The 20,115-nt window shown below is 71.2% G+C and carries 12 protein-coding genes; 1 reads left to right on the forward strand and 11 read right to left on the reverse strand.

The window, feature by feature from the left end:
• The first annotated feature begins 16 nt into the window (after positions 1-16).
• Entirely contained in the window at positions 17-916 is a 900-nt protein-coding gene (locus tag ABZ725_RS29135) for a LysR substrate-binding domain-containing protein (RefSeq protein WP_358805500.1), read from the forward strand.
• A 148-nt stretch (positions 917-1,064) separates the two neighbouring features.
• Here ABZ725_RS29135 and ABZ725_RS29140 read toward each other — a convergent pair whose 3' ends face one another.
• From ABZ725_RS29140 to ABZ725_RS29190, 11 genes are all read right to left on the reverse strand, one after another.
• Complete coding sequence (locus tag ABZ725_RS29140; protein WP_358805501.1) at positions 1,065-1,736, reverse strand: enoyl-CoA hydratase-related protein; 672 nt, start codon at positions 1,734-1,736, stop codon at positions 1,065-1,067.
• A 663-nt stretch (positions 1,737-2,399) separates the two neighbouring features.
• On the reverse strand, positions 2,400-5,051 hold the full coding sequence (locus tag ABZ725_RS29145; protein WP_358805502.1) for a glycoside hydrolase family 78 protein: 2,652 nt from the start codon (positions 5,049-5,051) through the stop codon (positions 2,400-2,402).
• A 5-nt stretch (positions 5,052-5,056) separates the two neighbouring features.
• Complete coding sequence (locus tag ABZ725_RS29150; protein WP_358805503.1) at positions 5,057-6,628, reverse strand: DUF4038 domain-containing protein; 1,572 nt, start codon at positions 6,626-6,628, stop codon at positions 5,057-5,059.
• Between the two features lie 7 nt (positions 6,629-6,635).
• Positions 6,636-9,170: a glycoside hydrolase family 3 C-terminal domain-containing protein gene (locus ABZ725_RS29155; protein WP_358805504.1), complete on the reverse strand. Its 2,535-nt coding sequence runs from the start codon at positions 9,168-9,170 to the stop codon at positions 6,636-6,638.
• Positions 9,167-11,347, reverse strand: coding sequence for a beta-galactosidase (locus tag ABZ725_RS29160; protein WP_358805505.1), 2,181 nt, complete (start codon positions 11,345-11,347; stop codon positions 9,167-9,169). The genes ABZ725_RS29155 and ABZ725_RS29160 overlap by 4 nt, the downstream gene beginning before the upstream one ends.
• Positions 11,348-11,405: 58 nt before the next feature.
• The gene (locus ABZ725_RS29165) at positions 11,406-12,893 is read right to left on the reverse strand and encodes a glycoside hydrolase family 43 protein (RefSeq protein ID WP_358805506.1); all 1,488 of its coding nucleotides are present in this window, start codon (positions 12,891-12,893) and stop codon (positions 11,406-11,408) included.
• Positions 12,890-13,843, reverse strand: coding sequence for an ATP-binding cassette domain-containing protein (locus tag ABZ725_RS29170; RefSeq protein WP_358805507.1), 954 nt, complete (start codon positions 13,841-13,843; stop codon positions 12,890-12,892). Before ABZ725_RS29170 ends, ABZ725_RS29165 begins: the two co-directional genes overlap by 4 nt.
• A complete protein-coding gene (locus tag ABZ725_RS29175) occupies positions 13,840-15,705 on the reverse strand; it encodes a dipeptide/oligopeptide/nickel ABC transporter permease/ATP-binding protein (RefSeq protein WP_358805508.1) in 1,866 nt (621 codons plus the stop codon). Before ABZ725_RS29175 ends, ABZ725_RS29170 begins: the two co-directional genes overlap by 4 nt.
• On the reverse strand, positions 15,702-16,643 hold the full coding sequence (locus ABZ725_RS29180; protein WP_358805509.1) for an ABC transporter permease: 942 nt from the start codon (positions 16,641-16,643) through the stop codon (positions 15,702-15,704). The genes ABZ725_RS29175 and ABZ725_RS29180 overlap by 4 nt, the downstream gene beginning before the upstream one ends.
• Before the next feature lie 90 nt (positions 16,644-16,733).
• Positions 16,734-18,263, reverse strand: coding sequence for an ABC transporter substrate-binding protein (locus ABZ725_RS29185; protein WP_358805510.1), 1,530 nt, complete (start codon positions 18,261-18,263; stop codon positions 16,734-16,736).
• Positions 18,264-18,666: 403 nt separating this feature from the next.
• Positions 18,667-19,662: a LacI family DNA-binding transcriptional regulator gene (locus ABZ725_RS29190; RefSeq protein ID WP_358805511.1), complete on the reverse strand. Its 996-nt coding sequence runs from the start codon at positions 19,660-19,662 to the stop codon at positions 18,667-18,669.
• Between the last annotated feature and the right edge of the window lie 453 nt (positions 19,663-20,115).

Raw genomic sequence — 20,115 nt, forward strand, 5'->3', positions numbered from 1 at the left:
TCCTTCGAGGTCCTACATGCTTGACCTGCGCCAACTCCGCTATTTCGTCGCCGTCGCCGAGGCCGAACACGTCGGCCGTGCCGCTGAGCGGCTGCACATCTCCCAGTCGCCCCTCAGCCGGCAGATTGCCCAGCTCGAGAAGAACCTGGGCCTGACCCTTTTCGAACGCAGCCAGCAGCGCATCCGGCTGACCTCCGACGGCCATGTCTTCCTGACCGAGGCGCACGCCCTGCTGCGCCACGCGGACCGGCTGGAGAACCTCGGACGGCGGCTCGGCCGGGGCGAGGAGGGCGGCCTGTGCATCGGCTACGTGACCGACGCCATGCACACGGGCATCCTGCCCACTGCCCTGCGCACACTGCGCGATCAACGCCCGGGCATTCACGTTGCGCTGTACGACCAGGAGTCGGCCGAGCAGTTCGAGGGGCTGCGCCAGCGCAGCCTGGACATCGCGCTGGTACGCACGCCGCCGCCCGAGGACGACCCGGACCTGAACGCGGCCCCTTTGCTGAAGGATCCCTTGCTGCTCGCGCTGCCCTCGGAGCATTCCCTCGCGGGGCAGGAGGAGTTGACCCCCGACGCCCTTGACGGGCAACCGTGGATCGCGGTGGGCGACTCCCAGGACCCGGCCTGGCGCGACGTGTTCGTTGCGTCGTGCGTAGCCTCCGGCTTCACTCCGGACATCCGTCTTGATGCAGCCGACCCACTCACCGCACTGGGCCTGGTCGCCTCCGGCCTTGGTCTCGCGCTCATCCAGAAGAGCATGATGCGCGGCACGACCGACGGCGTCGCGGTGCGCGAACTGCCCTGGTACGGAGGGTCTGTTCAGCTGTGGGCGGCCTGGCACCGGGTCGATCTCCGTCCCGTGGTGGCCGCATTCCGCGAAACGGTTCTTGTGGGTCGGGGTGCCGCCTGAGCGAGGGTGCACGAGAAGGGCGACAACCCGCCGCACCGGCGAGGCACGGACGCCGCCCGCGCCGGTGTGCAGCAGGCCAGAGGTGACGAGGCCGAGCCGACGGTACAGATCGGATTCGGCGCAGCGTGAACCACAGCACCACGGTGTGTCAGCTGAAAGGAAGGGCGGTGTCGCGCAGTGCGGTCAGGGCCGGGGCGTACATGCGGGACTTCATGGTGCCAAGGGTGCCGCCCGCCTTGTTGGCCTGCGACTGGGCGAGTTCGATGGCGGCCGTGCGTACTTCGTGTTCGGCGACCGCACGGTCGACGATGTCGGCGGCCACTGCGTCGGCTCCGCCGTAGCGGTGTGCGGTGAGCATGGCCCGGTGTGCGGTGCGCGGGGTCAGCCGTGCCTGGATGAGTGCGGACATGCCAGGGGTGAAGGGGATGTCGATGTCCGCTTCGGGCAGACACCAGTACCCCCGATCTGCGCGCATGACGCGGAAGTCATGGGCGAGGGAGAACATCGCTCCGGCCGCGAAGGCATGTCCTTGCAGAGCGGCAACGGTGATCACCGGCAGGGACAGCATCCGGGCAAAGAGCTCCTGGACGCAGATGACGTAGCCGGGGTGCTCGCCGACGTTGGCAAGCAGCCAGTCCAGGTCCAGGCCGTTGGAGTAGAACTTTCCCGTTGCGGTGGTTACCAGAGCGCGGGGGCCTGTCTCCTTCTCGACCTTGTCCAGTGCCGTGCTGACGGAGGCAAGCCAGTCGGGGTGGAAGCGGTTCTCGCCGTCTCCGAGGTCGAGGACGAAAACGTCGTCTTGACGGTCGAGCGTGGGCATGTGTCTCCTTCGAGTCGGGGCGTGACTGGGTGCTGTGGGTCCCCGCCGGGTACGCGATTGGTCGGGGCTCGTTCCGCAGAGCGTGGACTGGCGACTCCTGTACGTGGCGGAAGCCTGAGTGCGGATCGTTTTCACGCCTCCGCTTCGTGTCCGGCCCGTATCGGGTGAGCAGTCCCTTGGCGAGGGTCGGGGTACGTCAGCCTCGCTGCAGTCACCGCCGCGGCCGGAGAGCTGGAAGGCGGCCTCGACGAGCTGCGCCCGTCCACGGCGCGGAGAAGTACCGATCGTCTGCTGCGGAGGGTTCTTCTTCGGCCGCCGGCGCAGTGGATCGTGAGGAAGTTGCCTGCCAGGTCAACCGTCGGTCAGTCACACCCGTCGGCCGGGAACAGCCCCGGGAGGTCTTCCTTGCCGCTCTCTGGCCGGAGCGACGATGTGGTCCCACGGGACGGCCGCGTCATGGATCTGGTGTGAGTTTCATGCTCTGACGGGTTCCTCTCGACCAGGTTTCCACCAACTTCACACGTGCCCAGTTCTTTCGCCTGAGTATTTCGTACCCATGCGCAACGCAAGAGGCTCCCGTGCCGTTGGGGGAGGTGTTCGAAGTCTCAACCCACAGGCACAGGAGCTGCGTTGGCTGATCCTCGAGGTTCGACCGCCCACGGTTCACGGATGTCGGATCGGGGTCGGCGGCCACGCCGGGGCGACGTAGGGACAGTGGAACGTGTGGCGTCCCGCGCCGATCTCGAACGGGTCTCTTCCGTCGGGGAGCCGGACCTCGGCCCGGGTGTTCGGGGGGACCACGACCTCGACGACGAGGGTGTCTCCCTCGCTGTCCTCGATGCGCCAGCCCGCCTCGGCCCTGCCGTACGGCGTGTCGTGGGACGCCTTCGCCCAGGTCAGGTCGCCGCCCGGGACCGGGGCGATGCGGAGCCGCCGCCAGCCGGGTTCGGCGGCGGCGAGACCCGCCACCGTACGGTGCAGCCAGTCGGCGACGGCGCCGAGCGCGTAGTGGTTGAAGGAGGTCATCTCGCCGGGATTCACGGTGCCGTCGGGCAGCATCGAGTCCCAGCGCTCCCAGACAGTCGTCGCGCCCATGGTCACCGGGTACAGCCACGACGGGCAGTCCTTCTCCAGAAGCATCCGGTAGGCGAGCTGCGGTTCGCCCGCCGCGCACAGGGCGTCGCAGACCAGCGGTGTGCCCGTGAAACCGGTGGCGATACGGAAGGACGCGCGGCGCACGATGTGCGCCAACCGTTCGGCCGCGCCCCGCCGTTGGCGTTCCGTCGGCAGGAGCGAGAAGGAGAGGGCCAGCGCGTACGCGGTCTGGGCGTCGGAGGCCAGCCGGCCGTCCGGCGTGACGAAGTGCTCGGCGAACCGCTCGCGTACCGCAGCCGCGTGCGCGCGGAAGCGGACGGCGTCGTCCTTGCCGGTCAAGTGCCCGGAGCGGTACAGGAGTTCGGCGGTCTCGGCCAGGACCTCGGCGGAGCGGATCACATACGCGTTGGCGACCAGGTCGCCGTCGGTCCGCGCCTCGCCCGGACGGTCCGGCGGGGCCTGCGGGTCGAGCCAGTCCCCGAGTTGGAAGTCCTGCCGCCACAGACCGTCGCCCTCGGCGGTCAGCCGGATCGTGGCCTCGCCCCAGGCCCGCATGCTCGGGTACTGGGTGCGCAGCACCTCCAGGTCCCCGAACCGCTGGTACAGGGTCCACGGCAGGAGTACCGCGACGTCGGCCCACACCGCCTGCGCGCCCACGCCCTGGAACGCGGTCGGCAGTACGTCGGGGACGACGAGGGGCGGCACGCCGTCCGGCCGTGCCAGTTGCTCCGCGGACAGGTCGCGCAGCCAGCCGACCAGCATGCCGGAGCAGTCGTGGAGGAAGGACGCGGTGGGCGCGAAGACCTGGATGTCGCCGGTCCAGCCCATACGTTCGTCGCGCTGCGGGCAGTCCGTCGGGACGTCGAGGAAGTTGCCGCGCATGCCCTGTACGACGTTCTCGTGCAGCCGGTTCACCAGCGGATCGGAGCTCTCGAACCAGCCGGTGCGGGCCATGTCCGTGTGGAGCACGACCGCCTCGACGTCGGCGGGGTCGAGCGGGCCGGGCCAGTTTCCGATCTCGGCGTATCGGAAGCCGTGGAAGGTGAAGAGCGGTTCGTACGTCTCCACGCCCTCGCCGCGCAGGACATAGCTGTCCGTCGCGGCGGCGATCCGCAGCGGACGAGTACTCAGTTCGCCGTCCTCCAGCACCTCCGCGTGGCGCAGGGTGACCTCGTGCCCTGCCGCCCCCGAGACGCGGATGCGCAGTCGGCCGACCAGGTTCTGGCCGAAGTCCAGGACGGTCTTCCCGGACGGTGTCGTGGTGACCGAGACCGGGGCGACGGTCTGAGTGCGTCGTACGGGGGGACCGGTCGGTGCCACCAACTCCGCTACGGGTGGCGGTAGTTGGCGTACGGGTGCCCAGCCGGACGCGTCGTGTCCCGGCGCGGACCAGCCGGGCCGCTCGCGCTGCGCGTCGTAGGCCTCACCGTCGTAGATCTCCGAACGCAGCACGGGCCCCTCCGCCGTGCGCCAGTGCTCGTCGGTCACGACGGTCCGAGCCGTGCCGTCGGCGAAGACGATCTCCAACTGGGCCAGGAGCGCGCGGTGTTCGCCGTAGATGTCGCGTCTGCCGCCGTGGAAGCCCAGTCGCCCGGTGTACCAGCCTTCGCCGAGCAGTGCCCCGAGGGTGTTCTCGCCGGTTCGCAGCAGGGGGGTGACGTCGAAGGTCTGGTAGCGCAGCCGGTGCGCGTAGGAGGTCCAGCCGGGGGCCAGGACGTGATCGCCGACGCGCTCGCCGTTGATCTCGGCCTCGTAGACGCCGTACGCGGTGATGTACAGCCGGGCCGAGGCGACGCGGCCGGTGAGGGCGAAGTCGCGGCGGAGCAGCGCGACGGGCAGTGGCTCCCCGGCGGGGGCGTGATCCGGGGTGACGGGGCGGGCCGTCCAGTCGGCCGGCGTCAGGAGTCCGGTCTCGGCGTACGAGGTCTCCGACCAGGGCGACGGCTCGTCCTCGCCCTCACCCCAGACGCGTACGCGCACGCCGACGCGTTCCCGGGAGCCGAGCCGTCGCCCCGGCCAGGGGACGAGGAGGGACTCGGCGGACGCCACGCGTCCGGTGTCGGCGAGGACCGTGCCGTCGGCGGCGGCGATCTCCACCTGGTGCGCGGCCTGCCGCCAGTCCGTGGCGTCGGTGACCGTGCGCCAGCTCAGGCGGGGAGCGGACTCGCCGATGCCCAGGGGCTCGCGGTGGTGCTCGAAGGCGGGCGGTGCGACATGCACGGGGATCAACTCCGGTTCGGGTCATGGCAGATGTACACCCGTGGGGCACCGCCCTCGTCAGGGACGGGGTCCCCGGCGCCGGCACGCACGCCTTCGCGGACGGTCTCGCCGGTCCGGGGGTCGACCACCCGGTAGGGGAGCGGGACGTTTACCGGGTCGGTGACGAACAGCGGGCCGCCCTCCTCCGCGTAGCAGAGGTACAGCACTCCGGGCACGGACAGGCCTCGCGGCGCCAGGGCGGACCGCCAGTCCGGCCGCAGGTCCGTCAGCGGAAGGCCGTCGAGGATCCGGGAGATCAGCCCGACATGGCGCGAGCCCTCGAAGTCCAGCGCCTCCCGCCAGCCCGCGTCCTTGGCCAGGAAGAACTCTTCGTGGCCTGGTTCGGCGGCGTGCAGCCGCCACTGCCACAGGCTCGCCGCGCCGTAGACCACGCCCATCGTGCCGCCGGCGCACAGGTTGCTCCAGGCCTCGTGTCCCTGCCACCAGCCCGCGGCCCGGCCGGGGCGGCCGGTGTTCTCGTAGGTCGGCTCGCCGTTGGCGACCGCCTTGGGCGGGGTGTTGCGCCACATGTCCGCGACCCGTTCCTGGACGTGCCCGCCCATGTGGCCGGTCTGGCACCACTGGAAGTGCAGCCAGGCCTCGCTCTGGTGGGCGCGGTTGTCGGAGTGCGGACGGTAGTGGATACCGCAGGGCTGGTCGTAGCCGTCCCAGCGGCCGACCTCCGCGCCGCCTGCCGCGATCTGGGGCTCGCCGCCCTCGCCGTCGGCGCCGACCAGGTAGACGACGGGGGCTGCGCCGTAGCGGGCGACGAGATAGCGGCAGTAGCGCGCGTACTCCTGCGGCGGGACCACCGGGCCCGCCACCCGAAGGCCCTTCCAGCCGAAGCCGTGGAAGAGCGGCTGGAGCACGGGGACGATCCCGTGGTCGCGGAGGATGCCGGTCAGCCGGTCGAGGAACTGGAAGTACGCCGGGTTCAGCACGTTGACGTGACCGGTGGGCAGGTCCTCGAAGCCGACGTCGAAGCCCTCGTCGGCGGTGCGGTCGCGCGGCCCGCGAGCGTTCATGTCGGGCTGGACGCTCATCAGCAGGGCCGCGTTGAAACCCTTGGCCCGCCGGTCGGCGGCGTACTGCGTGACCTGTTCCTCGGTGGCCCGCCAGGGCAGGGCCCAGGCGGTGTCGCCGACCAGTAGCGCGGGCGTCCCGTCGGCGTGCACCAGGCTGCGTCCGCCGGGCGACATCCGCCAGAAGCCGTGCCGGTGGAAGGCGTCGCCGTCGTCTGCGGCGGGGCGGACGACGACCGTTCCGCTCTGCCCGGACAGCCCGTTGTCCGCGACGGAGCTCCCGCTGCGCCAGGTCCAGCGGCCCTCCGGCTCCGGGGAGGCGAACCGGACCTTCCAGGTCCGGCCGCCGTCCCAGAAGGCCGGGCGGCGCAGTACGGTCCCGGACTCATGGGTGAACTCGGCCCATACGTCGACGTCCGTGTAGGGATTGGCGTAGTCGCGTGCGCCGGTCAGGGTGATCTCGGTCTGACGCCAGGGGGCGACCACCGGCTCCGCTTCCGCTCGTCTGTCCGTCATGACCGGCTCACTCCCGGCCGAAGGCGATGTCGGCGGTGAGCGGCAGGGCAGTCGACGACGGACCCGCTTCCAGCCTGAAGGTTCCCGGTTCGACGGCCCAGCGGCCCGCCTCGGTGTCCCAGTGCCGGAACGCCCGTGCGTCCACCGTCACCGTCGCGACGACCTCCTCGCCGGCCGCCGCCTCGACCACGGCGAAGCCGGCCAGCCAGCGGACCGGGCGCTCGACGCCGCCGCCCGGACGGCCGGCGTACACCTGCACGACCTCCTTGCCGTGCCGCGCGCCACTGTTACGTATCCGTACCTGCGCCGTGCAGTCGGCGTCGGGCCGCTCCGCACCCTGGACGTCGATCGAGACGCACTCCCAGGTGGTGTACCCGAGTCCGTGACCGAAGTCGTAGCGCGGCGGCTGCCAGCCGGCGCGGCCGGCGCCCCGGTAGCCGATGAACAGTCCCTCGTCGTAGGCGAGGACTCCGTCGACCGGCTCGGTGGCGGGCAGTCCCCGCTCGGACGCGGGCCAGACCGTCGGCAGCCGTCCGCCCGGCTCCGCCACGCCCAGCAGGACGTCGGCGAGCGCGTTGCCGAACTCCTGCCCGGGGAACCAGGCCAGCAGCACCGCCGCGACCTCCTCGGCCCAGGGGAGCAGCACCGGGGCCCCGGAGTTGACCACCACGACGGTACGCGGGTTGGCCTCGGCGACCCGGCGGACGAGTTCGTCCTGCCGGCCGGGCAGGGCCAGGCTGTCGCGGTCGAAGCCCTCGCTCTCGACCTCCTCGGTGGTGCCGACCACGACCACGGCGACATCGGCCTCGCGGGCGAGTGCCACGGCCCGCTCGATCTCCTCGTCGTCGCTGCCTTGCGGCGGCTGGAGGTTGAGCTGGAACATGGTGACCGCGTCGCCGATGGCGTCGTCGGCGGACGCGATGTCGTCCTCGGCGGAGACGATGTCGTGGGTGAGCACGACCTGGGTCTCCTCGCCCTCCGCGAGATCGACGGTGTGGAGACATTGCGGCGGAGTCATCAGCCCCTCCACCAGGTCCGCGCCCGGCGGGAGTTGCAGGCGTACGTCGAACACCTCGGTCCCCGCGACGGACATCCGGAAGCGGCCGATGCCCGAGCCGCCGATCGCGTGCCGTCCGGCGTCGGCCGCGCGGACGACGGTGTGCACCTCCACTCGGGCGACCTGCCCGATGGGCACACCGGGGCCGTAGGACCCCATCCAGGTGTAGGCGGCCCCGGCGCGGCGCTCGGAGCCGAGCAGGGTTCCGTCCGCGGCGAGGAAGCGCACTTCCGTGCCCTCGCCCGAGCCGTCGGGGTGGCGGAGGTAGGACAGCGCCGCGACGGGGGTGCGGGTCTGCGGGGTGACGCCGATTCCGTGGACGACCTCGACGTCGTCCCCCAGGGCGGCGCGGATGCCGTCGAGCGGTGAGACGGTGTGCGGCGGGAAGACGGTGGCGCTGCCGCCGCCGAGGGTCCGGGCCACGGCGGCGTTGGGGCCCAGGACCGCGACCCGGCTCAGGGCCGCGCGGTCCAGCGGCAGTACGGCGTCCTCGTTGCGGGCCAGCACGAACCCGGCGGCGGCGGTCTCGCGCAGCAGGGCCGCCACCGACACGGCGTCGTGCTCGGGCGGCCCGGCGGTGGTGGGCATCTCGCTCAGCGCGCCGACCCGGGCGGCGAGGCGCAGCAGCCGCAGTACCTTGTCGTCCACGAGCGCCTCGTCGACCTTGCCCTCGTGCACGGCGGCGATCAGCGCATCGCCCCATGGGCCGATCGGGCCGGGCATCACCAGGTCGAGCGCGGCGCGTGCGGACGGCTCGGTGGTGCGTACGGCGAACCAGTCGGACATCACCAGCCCGTCGAAGCCCCAGTCCTCGTGCAGGACCTCGCGCAGCAGCGGGCTCTCGGTCATCGAGTGCCCGTTGACCCCGTTGTAGGCGGCCATGACGGCCCAGACGCGGCCCTCGCCGACGATGTGCTCGAACGGCGTCAGGTACAGCTCCCGCAGGGCGCGCTCGTCGATCCGCGCGTCGAGGGTCATCCGCTGGGTCTCGGAGTCGTTGCCGACGAAGTGCTTCACGGTGGCCGCGACCCCGCCGTCCTGGACGCCTCGGACGTAGGCGACGCCGATCCGCGCGGTGAGCAGCGGGTCCTCGCTGAAGCACTCGAAGTGCCGGCCGCCGTAGGGGGTGCGGTGCAGGTTCACGGTGGGGGCGAGGAGGACGTCCACGCCCTTGGCGCGCGCCTCGTGGGCGAGCAGCCCGCCCAGCCGCTCGATCAGCGGCTCGTCCCAGGTGGCGGCCAGCGCCGTGGGCGAGGGCACGTTGGCGGATGGGCTGCGCTCGTCCCACAGCTCGCCGCGGACTCCGGCGGGGCCGTCCGAGACGACCAGCCGGCGCAGGCCGACGGCGGGCTCGGGATGGAGGGACCAGAAGTCCGCGCCGGTCAGCAGCCTCACCTTCTGCTCCAGGGTGAGCGCGCTGAGGCGCCGGGCGAACTCGGCTTCGTCGGCCGCGGACGCGGCGTCGGTGGTGGGCTGCCGGGTCACGGCGTCCTCCTCGAAGAAGTGGGGTCGGCGGGGGAGAGGGGCGGCACGGGGGCGTCGGATGCGCGCTCGATGAGGACCCGGACGTCCCAGGGCCCGAGCACGAGCTGGCTTCCGGCGGCGAGGTCCGTGCCGGTGAACAGGTCGCGCACGTCGCCCGGCAGGCGGTGGTCGACCGGCTCCCAGGCCCAGTTGTGGACGAAGCGCAGGACGGCCCCGTCGGCGGTGGCGGCGGACGTGCAGGTGACGGACGGCGGCCGGTTCTCGCGCCAGGCGTCGGACGGAAGCGAGACCGCGGCGATCCAGTCCGCGAGGCTGTGCGAGAGCTCACGGTCCGGGACGGTGCCGACGTACGTCACCCGGCCGCCGCCGTGCTGATGCGTGGTGACGGCGGCGAACTCGCCCAGATGCGGATGCGCGTACCCGGCGAGGACGGCGGCGCCGTCCGGGATCAGCCCGTCGGCCCATGCGGTGGCCTGCCCGTGCAGGGCGGGGCCGTTCGACGTCCCGTCCCCTTCGGTGATCGTGACCGGCGTCAGCACATTGGTGAACTCCTGGTAGTACGCGCCCGCGGCGGGACGAAGCACTCCGGGCATGACCGTGTGCCGGGCCACGGCCTCCTCGTCGGCGTAGCCGGTGCGAGGGGTGAGGACGAGATGGCCGCCGGCCTCGGCGTACCGGCGCAGCAGATCGAGGGTCGCGTCGTCCGCGATGTACAGCGCCGGGACGACCAGCACCGGCCAGCGGGCCGCCAACTCCGCCGGGTTGGACGGCAGTTGCTCAGGGGAGACGACGTCGACGGACAGCCCGGCGTCGAAGAGCCCCCGGTAGAACGCGGCGACGATGCGGTCGTAGGACTGCGGATCGCCGAACCAGGCAGGGGCGTTCCCCCTGAGCGGGGCCATGAACTCCATGGCCCAGCGGCTGTCGGCGGACAGCAGCAGCGCGACGTCGCTGCGCGGCCGCAGACCGTCGATCGCGGGGCCGGCCTGCTGCAACTCCCGGGCGATCACCGAGAGTTCCTCGTACGTCCGGCCGGGCTGCAGACTGTGGCCGAGGATGCCGCCCCAGTAGGTCTCCGCGCCGTAGTGCAGCGAGTGCCAGTGCCAGTACTCGATCATCCTCGCGCCGCGCGCGACCATGCTCCACACCGCCTGGCGGGCCTGGCCCCGGTAGAGGGGGAGGTTGTCCGCGGAGCCGCCGATGGAGGTGGCGTTGGTCTCCATGACGAGGAAGGGCTCCTGGCGGATACCGCGTGCCAGGTCGTTCTGGAGGTACAGCCAGGCGGGGCCTGACCAGGGCACGAAGAACGGATGCAGTCCGCCGTCCGGCTCGTCGGGACCCGGCAGCGCCAGCCCGTCCTGGGTGGCGTAGTAGATGTTCGCCCCGGCGACGTCGAGCGGCCGGCCGATCGCCGAGATGTCCAAGCCCTGCTGGCCGAGAGCCACGCAGGTGGTGATGAAGTGGTGTTCCGGTACGAGGCCGCGGACCAGCTCGGCGTGCCAGGTGATGTACTCCTGGGTCAGCCGGGACTGGTAGCGCCGCCAGGCGAGGTCGTACGACGGGGTGGAGTTGCCGTCGGGGGTCCACAGGTCCGCCCAGTCCTGCAGCCGGTGGGACCAATAGGTGAGCCCCCAGCGGCGGTTGAGCGTCTCGACGTCGCCGTAGCGTTCGCGGAGGTGGTCGAGGAAGCCCTGGAACACCGAGTCGTTGTGGAAGATGCGCAGCCCGGGCTCGTTGTCGACCTGCCAGCCGATGACCGCCGGATGGTCGGCGTAGCGCCCCACGATCTTGCGGACCAGCCGCTCGGCGAGATGCCGGAAGGCGGGGTGCGAGTAGTCCGCGTCCTGCCGCATGCCGTACGGGACGGTCTCCCCGGTACGCGAACGGGCCGCCGTCTCCGGGTACTTGCGGCGCAGCCACGGCGGGACGGCGTAGGTCGGGGTGCCCACGATCACCTTGATGCCGCGCTCGTGGGCGGCGTCGAGCACCGGTTGCAGCCAGTCGAGGTCGAACTGCCCCTCGCGGGGTTCCCAGGTCGACCAGACCGACTCGCCGACCCGGATGACGCTGAACCCGGCCTCGGCCATCAGATCGAGGTCCTGCGCGAGCCGCTCGTAGGGCTGGTACTCGGTGTAGTACGCGGCTCCGAAGAGCAGGGGTGAGGAGGAAGTGCCCATACGGTACTGGTGACTTTCTGTCAGGTGCCGGTCGGCTGTCTTGGACGGGATGAAGGCGTCAGTCCTCGCCCCGGTAGCTGAACCGGTCGAAGGCGACGGATCCTTCGGCGGCGTACATGCCGACGACCCGGCCGGTGAACGACGCCGCGGTCTCGGCGGAGACATAGCGGCCGTCGAGCACCGTGAACTCGACCGGTCCGGCCCCGGAGTCGACGGAGAGTCGGACCAGGTCCGGGCCGAGGGCGTCCAGGCCCATGCCGCTGACCGGCTCGGTCTCGATCCGCACGGTCACCGGACCCGGGGGAAGCGGCTGCTCCCAGGTCTGGCAGAGCCCGCCCACCCGGGCACGGGCACGGGCGATGCCGGCGCCCACCTCGATGTCGTAGTGGTGACGTTCGTCGATCCGCAGGCTCAGCCCGCCGACTCCGTCGGCGCTGTCCACCCGGACCGAGAAGACGGCCGACTCGTGCTGCTGGCGGCGGCCCACGAAACGCGGCCGCGGGTCGTCCATGGTGGAGCCGTCGGCGTGCACGACAAGGCGGCCCGGGCGCTCGGTGAGCGAGGACCAGTCGGCGGCCGGCGTCCGGATGGAGAGCCATTCCAGGCCGAGTTCGGCGCCGGTGAAGTCGTCGTGGTGCTCGACCGGTCCGGTGGGCGGGGTCAGCTGGACCGGCTGCACCACCGGCCAGCCGTCGACCCATTCCAGCGAGGTACTGAACGTCTCCCGGCCCATCGGAGAGAAAGCCCTGGTCAGACCGCAGGGCCGCATGCCCAGCAGGATCAGCGCCCAGCCGCCGTCGGGGGTGCGCACCAGATCGGCGTGGCCGGTGTTCTGGACCGGGCGGTCGGTGCTGCGGGCACTGAGCACCGGATTGGCCGGGCAGCCCTCGAAGGGGCCGTCCGGGCGGGCGGCCCGGGCGATGCTCACGGAATGCCCGCGCTCGGTGCCGCCCTCGGCGATCAGGAGGTACCAGGTGCCGTCGATCTCGTACAGGTGCGGGGCCTCGGGGAACATCAGTCCGGTACCCGACCACAGCGACCGGGGTTCTTCGAGGGCCCGACCGGTCTCCAGGTCCATACGGACCTGCTGGACGCCCAGATGCTCGCCGGCCCGGTCGCCGTCGAGCTGCAGACCCGAATAGGTGACGAAACAGGTGCCGTCGGAGTCCCAGGCGAGGTCCGGGTCGATGCCGGACACCCCCTGCATGACGACGCCGTCGGACCAGGGCCCCTCGGCCCGTTCGGCGGTGAAGATCAGACTGCCGCGCCCCATCGCGTCAGTGACGACCAGCCAGAAACGGCCGTCGTGGAACCGGATGGTGGGCGCCCAGGCGCCGCCGAGCGTGGGGACCTTCTCCACCGCGAGCTGCCCGGGGCGGGTCACCACATGGCCGATCGGCTCCCAGCGCACCAGGTCGCGGCTGTGGAACAGCGGCAGGCCGGGGAGGTACTCGAAGCTCGAACAGGCGAGGTAGTAGTCGTCGCCGACGCGGGTGACGCTGGGATCCGGGTGGAAGCCGGGGACGGTGGGGTTGGACAGGGTCATGCTCGGTCTCCCGACGTGGAAGCGATCGTGGAAGCGTTGGCGGAGGCGTTCGGGGAAGCGATCGTGGATACGGCTGTGGAGGCGCCCGGGGACGAGCCGGCCGCCGCCAGCCGCCGCCGCTCGGCCCGGCGTTCCGCCTGCCGCTCCGGGTCCGGCACCGGCGCGGCGAGCAACAGCCGTTGGGTGTAGGGGTGTTCGGGCGCGGTGGTGACCGTCGCCGCGTCCCCGGTCTCGACGATCTCTCCGCCGCACATGACCGCCACCCGGTGGCTGATGTGCCGGACCACGGACAGGTCGTGCGTGACGAAGAGGTAGGCGACGCCGGTGCGCTCCTGGATCTCGACGAACAGATCCAGCACCCGGGCCTGGGTCGACAGGTCCAGTGCGCTGACCGGCTCGTCGCAGACGATGACCCGCGGGTCCCGGGACAGCGCCCGGGCGATGGCGATGCGCTGCCGCTGGCCGCCGGAGAACTCCCGGGGCAGCCGCTCCCCGGCGTCGGCCGGCAGCCGGACCTGGTCGAGCAGGTCCTTCACCCGCTTCTCGGCCTCCGTCCGGGAGGTGCCCGCGACTCTCAGCGGCTCGCTGAGGATGTCGTTCACCGTCATCGCCGGATTGAGCGAGGTGTACGGGTCCTGGAACACCACCTGGATGTCGTCGCTGAGCGCCCGGCGCTCCTTCCTGCCCAGGCCCGAGATGACCTTGCCGCGGTAGCGGACGGTGCCGGAGGCGACCGGGGCCAGTCCGAGGACGGCCCGGCCCAGGGTGGTCTTGCCCGATCCGGACTCGCCGACCAGCCCGAGGGTCTCGCCCGCGCCGATGGCGATCGACACCCCCTTCAGCACCCGGAACGGCGGCTTGCGCCAGCCTTTCGACGGGTACTCCACGACCACGTCGTCGGCGACCAGCAGGGGTTCCGCCGGGAGTTCCTTGTCCAGTGTCCCGGTCATGCCGGACCCTCCTGACGTGCGGTGTTCGTGATCGCTGCGCTGTTCGTGGGCCCCGCGACGCCCGCCGACACCGGGCGGCCGAGCGCGGACCGCGGCTCGGCGTCCTCCAACGTGGACGCCAGGAGCATGCGGGTGTACGGGTGCTGCGGATCGGCGAACAACTGCCGTACGGGTGCGGACTCCACGACGGCGCCGGTCTGCATCACCGTGACGCGGTCACAGATGTCGGCCACCACGCCGAAGTCGTGGGTCACCAGGATCACGCCCATGTTCCGCTCGCGTTGAAGGGACCGCACCAGGTCGAGCACCTCGGCCTGCACGGTCACGTCGAGCGCCGTGGTCGGCTCGTCGGCGATCAGCAGGTCCGGTTCGCACGACACCGCGCCGGCGATGAGGACGCGCTGCGCCATGCCGCCGGAGATCTGGTGCGGATAGGAGTGGAAGACCCGTTCCGGGTCGGCGATGCCGACCCGCTCCAGCAGGCCGAGAGTCTTCGTCCTCGCCTCGGCCGCCGACACCCCGAGGTGCCGGCGCACCGGCTCGACCAGCTGGGCGCCGATCCGGAAGGAGGGGTCGAGGTTGGACATCGGCTCCTGCGGCACATAGGCGATCCGGCGGCCGCGGTACCGGTTCATCTCCGCGCGGCCGAGCCCTCCCAGCTCCGTGCCGTCGAACACCAGCCGGCTGCTGGAGACCCGGGCCTCCCGGGGCAGGAGACCGAGGACGGCGAAGGCGGTCTGGCTCTTGCCCGAGCCCGATTCCCCCACGAGTCCGAGGACTTCACCCCGGCGCACCGTCAGGGAGACTCCGTCGACGACGGTCTTCTCTCCCTCGGGCGTCGGATAGGTGACCTTCAGGCCGTCGAGGACGAGCAGCGCGTCGTCCGCCTCGGACGTGCTCATGCCGGATGTGACGGGCGGCGTCTGCTTCTCCGCGACCTGCTTGCGGGCCGCGGTGCCACGCGGCTTCCGACCGTTCGCCGCGCTTCCGTCCAGCGCGTCCCGCAGGGCGTTGCCCAGCAGGCCGAACGCGGCGACGGTCACCGCGAGCGCCACTCCGGGCCAGACCATGAGGACCGGCTTGGTGTAGATGTTGGCGAAGGCGTCGTTCAGCATGGAGCCCCAGCTCGCCTGGGTCGCCGAGCCCAGGCCGAGGAACTCCAGGCCGGACTGGATGACGATGCCGAGACCGAGCATCTGGGCGGCCTGGATGACGGTCGGCGCCTGCACGACGGGCAGGATGTGCCGGCGGATGATCCGGGGGTCGGCCAGACCGGACACCCGCGCCGCGTCCACGTACAGCTCTTCGCGTACGGAGATCACCGAGGCGCGGATCAGTCGGAAGACGCCCGGGGACATCAGCACGCCGAAGACCGCCATGGCGACGTAGGTGTTCTGCCCCACCGCCGACATCACGACCAGCAGCACGATGATCGCCGGCACGGCCATCAGCAGGTTGGCCAGCCAGCTGCTGACGGCGTCGAACCACTTGCGGTAGTAGCCGGCCACCAGACCGGCGGGCACGCCGATCACCAGCGCGACGGCCACCGCGATCAGGGCTCCCAGCAGGCTGGTGCGCCCGCCGTAGAGCAGTCGGGACAGGACGTCGCGGCCGACGCCGTCACCGCCCAGGGGATGCTGTCCGCTGACCGGGGCGAGGCTGTCGGTCAGCGAGGTGTGGGCCGGGTCCTGACTGGTCAGGAGCGGTGCGAACAGGCTGGCCAGCGAGATGAGCGCGAGGAGCACCAGACAGCTCACGGCCACCGGGCTGCGCAGGAGCCGGCGCAGCAGGCCCGCCCGCCCGGGTGCGGCGACGGCCAGGGCGATCGTGTCCGGCGTTGCTGCGGACTGGGGGAGCGTCATCCGACACGCACCTTCGGGTTGAGCCATCCGTACGCGAGGTCCATCAGGATGTTGACCACCACGACGATGGCGACCATGACCACGACGACGCCCATGACCACCGGGGTGTCGCCCTGGGATCCGGCGGTCGTGGCCTGGCTGCCGATCCCGTTGAGGCCGAACACCTTCTCGACGACCACCGCGCCGCCGACCAGACCGATGAACTGCAGGGCCAGCACGGTCAGCGCGGCCGGGGCCGCATTGCGCAGCGCATGCCGGAACAGCAGGCTGCGCTCGCTGATGCCACGGCTGCGGAGCGTGCGCACGTAGTCCGCGCGCAGGACGTCGACCATGGAGCCGCGCACCTGCTGGGCGGTGGCGGCGATGGCCCCGACGGACAGCGACAGCGCCGGGAGGGTGATCGACTTCAGCCAGCCGCCCGCCGAGTCCGCCAGCGGAACGTAGCCGGTCGCGGGCAGCCAGCCCAGGTCGACGCCGATCACCACGGCGAACACCAGGGCCACCAGGAAGCTGGGCACCGCGAAGCCGAGGACCGCGAGCAACTGCACCACCTGGTCCAGCACACCCCGGCGGACCGCGGCGGCCACGCCCAGCACCGTGCTCAGCAGTGCCGACAGCAGCAGCGCCGCCAGCACGATCGACAGGGTGACCGGCAGCTTGTTGGCGAGCGAGCCCGTCACGGACTCACTGCTGAACCACGAGCTGCCCAGGTCGCCGTGCAGCGCGTCGGCGAGCCAGTGCCCGTAGCGGACCACGAAGGGATCGTCGATCCCGAGTTCGGCGGACTTGGCGGCCACCTGCTGCTGGGTGGCGGTCTGCCCCACGATCTGCCGCACCGGATCGGAGCCGGTGAGGCCCATCAGCGCGAAGGTCGTGGTCGCGATCACCAGGACCAGGACCAGCCCGGCGGCGATGCGCCGGATCAAGAAAACGATCATCAGTCTCTCCACCTTGCCTCTCCCTGACCGGTGTTCGTCGGCGGCCGGGCGGGAGCCGAAGAAACGTTCCCGCCCGGCCAGCCGACCGGGTCAGCCAGTGGGCTTGAAGTTGTAGATCGGAGGAACGACGGCGAACGCCTGCGGGGTGAAGGTGACGTTCTTGGTCGTCGCGTAGCTGCTCTCCACGGAGTCCCAGGGCGCGTTCCACGCCTGGTCGACGAGGTAGGTGTTGAGCTCCTTGAACAGGGCGTCCTGAGCCGCGCCGGTCGCCGACCGGGCCTTGTCGATGAGCTCGGTGACCTTGGCGTCCTCGGTGTGCAGCGGATTCCACAGGGCGGTCTTGGCGACCTCGATCTGGATGGTGTCCCAGGGGCGGAAGGAGGCCAGCGTCATGTAGGACAGGGCGTACTTGCCCGCGAGGAGGGAGTTGATGAACTGGGTGACCGGGATCTTGTCGACCTTGACCTTGATCCCGACGTCCTCGAGCTGCTGGATCATGGCCGCCTGCTGGTCCGGGAAGACCGCCGAGACGTCCGGCACGGTGACCGAGAAGCCGTTCGGGTAACCCGCCTCGGCCAGCAACTGCTTGGCCTTCGCCGGGTCGTAGGAGTACTTCGAGTCCAGCGAACTGTCGAAGGCCGAGCCCGCCGGGTTGAAGATCTGGGTCGTCGCCTTACCCAGTCCCTGCTTCGCCGTCTTGACGATCGTGGACCGGTCGAAGGCGTAGTTGAGGGCCTGGCGGACCCGGACGTCGCCGAGCGCCTTGACGATCTTCCCTTCGCGGTCCCAGATGTACACGCCCTCGACGTCGCCGGAGGTGTACTTGGTGACGTTCAGCCCGCTGCTCTTGGCCGGCGCGACGTTCTTGGCGCTGGCCAGCAGGGCGCCGTTGACCTGTCCCGAGCGCAGCGCGTTGAGCACGGCGGTCGGGTCGGTCAGCGGCTTGAGGACGATCTTGTCGAAGGGGAAGGCGGCCTTGTTCCAGTAGCCCGGATTGCGTACGAAGGTGTACGTGCTGCCCGCCGTGGTGGCGGACTTGTCCAGGGTGTAGGGGCCGGAGCCCACGGGGGCCGTCTTGAGCGTCCCCGCGGTGATGGCCTGGGGACTGGCCATCATGCCGGCCACGTTGCCGAGGTTCGGCACCAACGAGGGGTCGGGGGCCGAGAGTTTGATGGCGACCGTGGTGGCGTCGACCACGTCGACGCCGCTGATGCCCTTGAGCTGGCCCGCCGCCTCGTTGCTGCCCTCCTTGGTGTGCAGCAGATTGGCCTTGACCGCCGCCGCGTCGAAGGCGGCGCCGTCGGTGAACTTGACGCCGGTGCGCAGGGTCAGCGTGAGCACCGTGCGGGCCGCGTCGTACGACCACTTGGTCGCCAGGTTGGGCTTGACCTCGGCCGTCGGGGACAGCCGGAGCAGCGAGTCGTACACGGGCTGGTAGTACTGCGTGTTGTTGCCGAGTCCGGCGTCGGCCAGGTCCCACGGCTGCGCCGCGACCAGGGGGGCCAGGGTGAGGGTGCCGCCGGTGGCCGCCTTGCCCGAACCGGAGCCCGAGCCCGAGCCGCACGCGGCCGAGGACAAGATCAGGGCAGCCGATACGGCCGTCAGCGCGATTCTTCGCATGGGTGCTCCGCTGGTGAGTGGATGACCGGGCGGCGTCGGGCAGCGAGCCGCCCTCAAGGGCCTCGGAGGTAGGGGAAACCAGGTCTTGACGCGGCCTGGACCGTTCTTGGCGGTCAGCCGTCCCTGGTGGAAGGGGTGTTCGCTTTCCACCGTTTTCGGTGGGGTGAACGGGCGTACTGATACGTACAAGTGAAACGTATGGGTAACGTAACCCCGCGCTTTGGCGGACCACAAGACTCGTGCGTCAGCTTTTCCCGGGAAGCCGGGAAGCCGGGAAGCCGGGAAGCCGGGAAGCCGGGAAGCCGGGAAGCCGGGAAGCCGGGAGGCCGGGAGGCGGGGAGGCGGGGAGGCCGGAAACCGGAGGGGCGGCGCTGTGGGGCGCCGGGTGGCGGACCGGTCGGCGTCAGGCCGACTCGCGTACCACCAGGCTCAGCGGAGTCACCTGGGGCGGCGCCGGCAGCGATCGGCCGGTCACGCCGTTGACGATCATCCGGGCCGCGCGGCCCGCGAGGACGTCGAGGTTGTTGTCGATGGTCGTCAGCGGCGGCATCGCGAACGGCGCCAGCTTGTCGTTGTCGACGCCGATCACGGCCAGATCGTTGGGCGCGGCGAGACCCACCCTGCGCATACCTGCGAGCAGGGCGAAAGCCGTCTCGTCGTTGTAGGCGCAGACCCCCGTGACGGCGGGTACGGCCGCGTGCCACTGCTCGGCGGCCGCCGCGGCCGCCGAGATGTCGAGCGGTACCTCCAGCACGACGGGGGGTTCGAGGCCGCGTTCCGCGCAGGCGGCACGAGCGCCGTCGAGCCGCAGCGCCAGAAACCCCTCGAGCCGGGGATCCCCGGGAGCGGCATAGCCGATGCGCGAGTGCCGCGTCGCCGCCAGCCGCTCGACCTGCATGGCGCCGATGAGATGCTGAGGGATGGTCAGGACGCCCGGGTCGGTCGTCGGGCTCATCCCGGCGCTGACCACGTGGATGCCGGCCGCACGCATGCTGGCCGCGTCCTCGGCGGAGACGTCGAAGGTCGTCATCACGGCCGCCGGCATGAGTTCCCGCCACAGCGACTCCAGCGGGGAGTGCCGCTCGCGCCGGGTGACGAGGTTCAGGCCGTGCCGCTCCAGCTCGTCGCCGAGGAGCTCGACCAGGGCCGTCAGGGTGCCGCCGACCGGAACGTCCGGAAGGAACAACAGCACCAGATCGCTGCGGCCCAGGCGCAGCGCGCGGGCGGCGGCCGACGGTTTGTAGCCCAGCTTCGCCACCGCGTCCAGGACTCTGCGCCGGGTCTGCTCGGAGATCTTCTGGTTGGGCACGTTGTTCAGCACATAGCTGACCGTGGTCTGTGAGACCCCTGCCTCTTTGGCGACGTCGGTCGCCGTCACACGGCCGGTCCTGCGCGCCACGGGAGCCTCCTGGAGAACATGTCGGACAAGCCGATACGACGCGCCCGACCGGGCGGCAAGCATCACTGAATCGTAACAGTGAAGGTGCGGGGCGCCCGAGACTTCGGACACCCCGCACCAGGAATTCCGGGCCGGGACGGGCCCCGGGGCGGGGCGTCGAGCGTGGTGCTCAGTCGAGCTTGACCAGGCGGAGACGGTGAAGCTCTTGGAGGTGTCCACGGCAGGGGCCGTCGCCGCGTCGTATCCGGTGGTGCCGGTCAAGTTGAGGACCTTGCCGCGGGCGGCGTCGGTGGTCCAGGCGTAGGCGCCGGAGAGGGTGGCGTTGCGCCCGTGCTGTCGGCCGTGGTGGCACCCGTGCCTTCGGCGAGCTGCCACGTACAGCCGCGGACGGTGCGGGGCGCCTCGTAACGGGGTCGGCCCCAGTAGGCATTCCCGTCTCACCTCACCGGAGAT

Source organism: Streptomyces sp. NPDC006872, assembly GCF_040635845.1.
Lineage (GTDB): Bacteria > Actinomycetota > Actinomycetes > Streptomycetales > Streptomycetaceae > Streptomyces.

Bases quoted from the DNA above. Each gene is read 5' to 3' on its own strand.
- ABZ725_RS29185 (WP_358805510.1), bottom strand. From the start codon at position 18,263: ATGCGAAGAATCGCGCTGACGGCCGTATCGGCTGCCCTGATCTTGTCC.
- ABZ725_RS29150 (WP_358805503.1), bottom strand. From the start codon at position 6,628: ATGACGGACAGACGAGCGGAAGCGGAGCCGGTGGTCGCCCCCTGGCGT.
- ABZ725_RS29165 (WP_358805506.1), bottom strand. From the start codon at position 12,893: ATGACCCTGTCCAACCCCACCGTCCCCGGCTTCCACCCGGATCCCAGC.
- ABZ725_RS29175 (WP_358805508.1), bottom strand. From the start codon at position 15,705: ATGACGCTCCCCCAGTCCGCAGCAACGCCGGACACGATCGCCCTGGCC.
- ABZ725_RS29135 (WP_358805500.1), top strand. From the start codon at position 17: ATGCTTGACCTGCGCCAACTCCGCTATTTCGTCGCCGTCGCCGAGGCC.
- ABZ725_RS29160 (WP_358805505.1), bottom strand. From the start codon at position 11,347: ATGGGCACTTCCTCCTCACCCCTGCTCTTCGGAGCCGCGTACTACACC.
- ABZ725_RS29170 (WP_358805507.1), bottom strand. From the start codon at position 13,843: ATGACCGGGACACTGGACAAGGAACTCCCGGCGGAACCCCTGCTGGTC.
- ABZ725_RS29180 (WP_358805509.1), bottom strand. From the start codon at position 16,643: ATGATCGTTTTCTTGATCCGGCGCATCGCCGCCGGGCTGGTCCTGGTC.
- ABZ725_RS29140 (WP_358805501.1), bottom strand. From the start codon at position 1,736: ATGCCCACGCTCGACCGTCAAGACGACGTTTTCGTCCTCGACCTCGGA.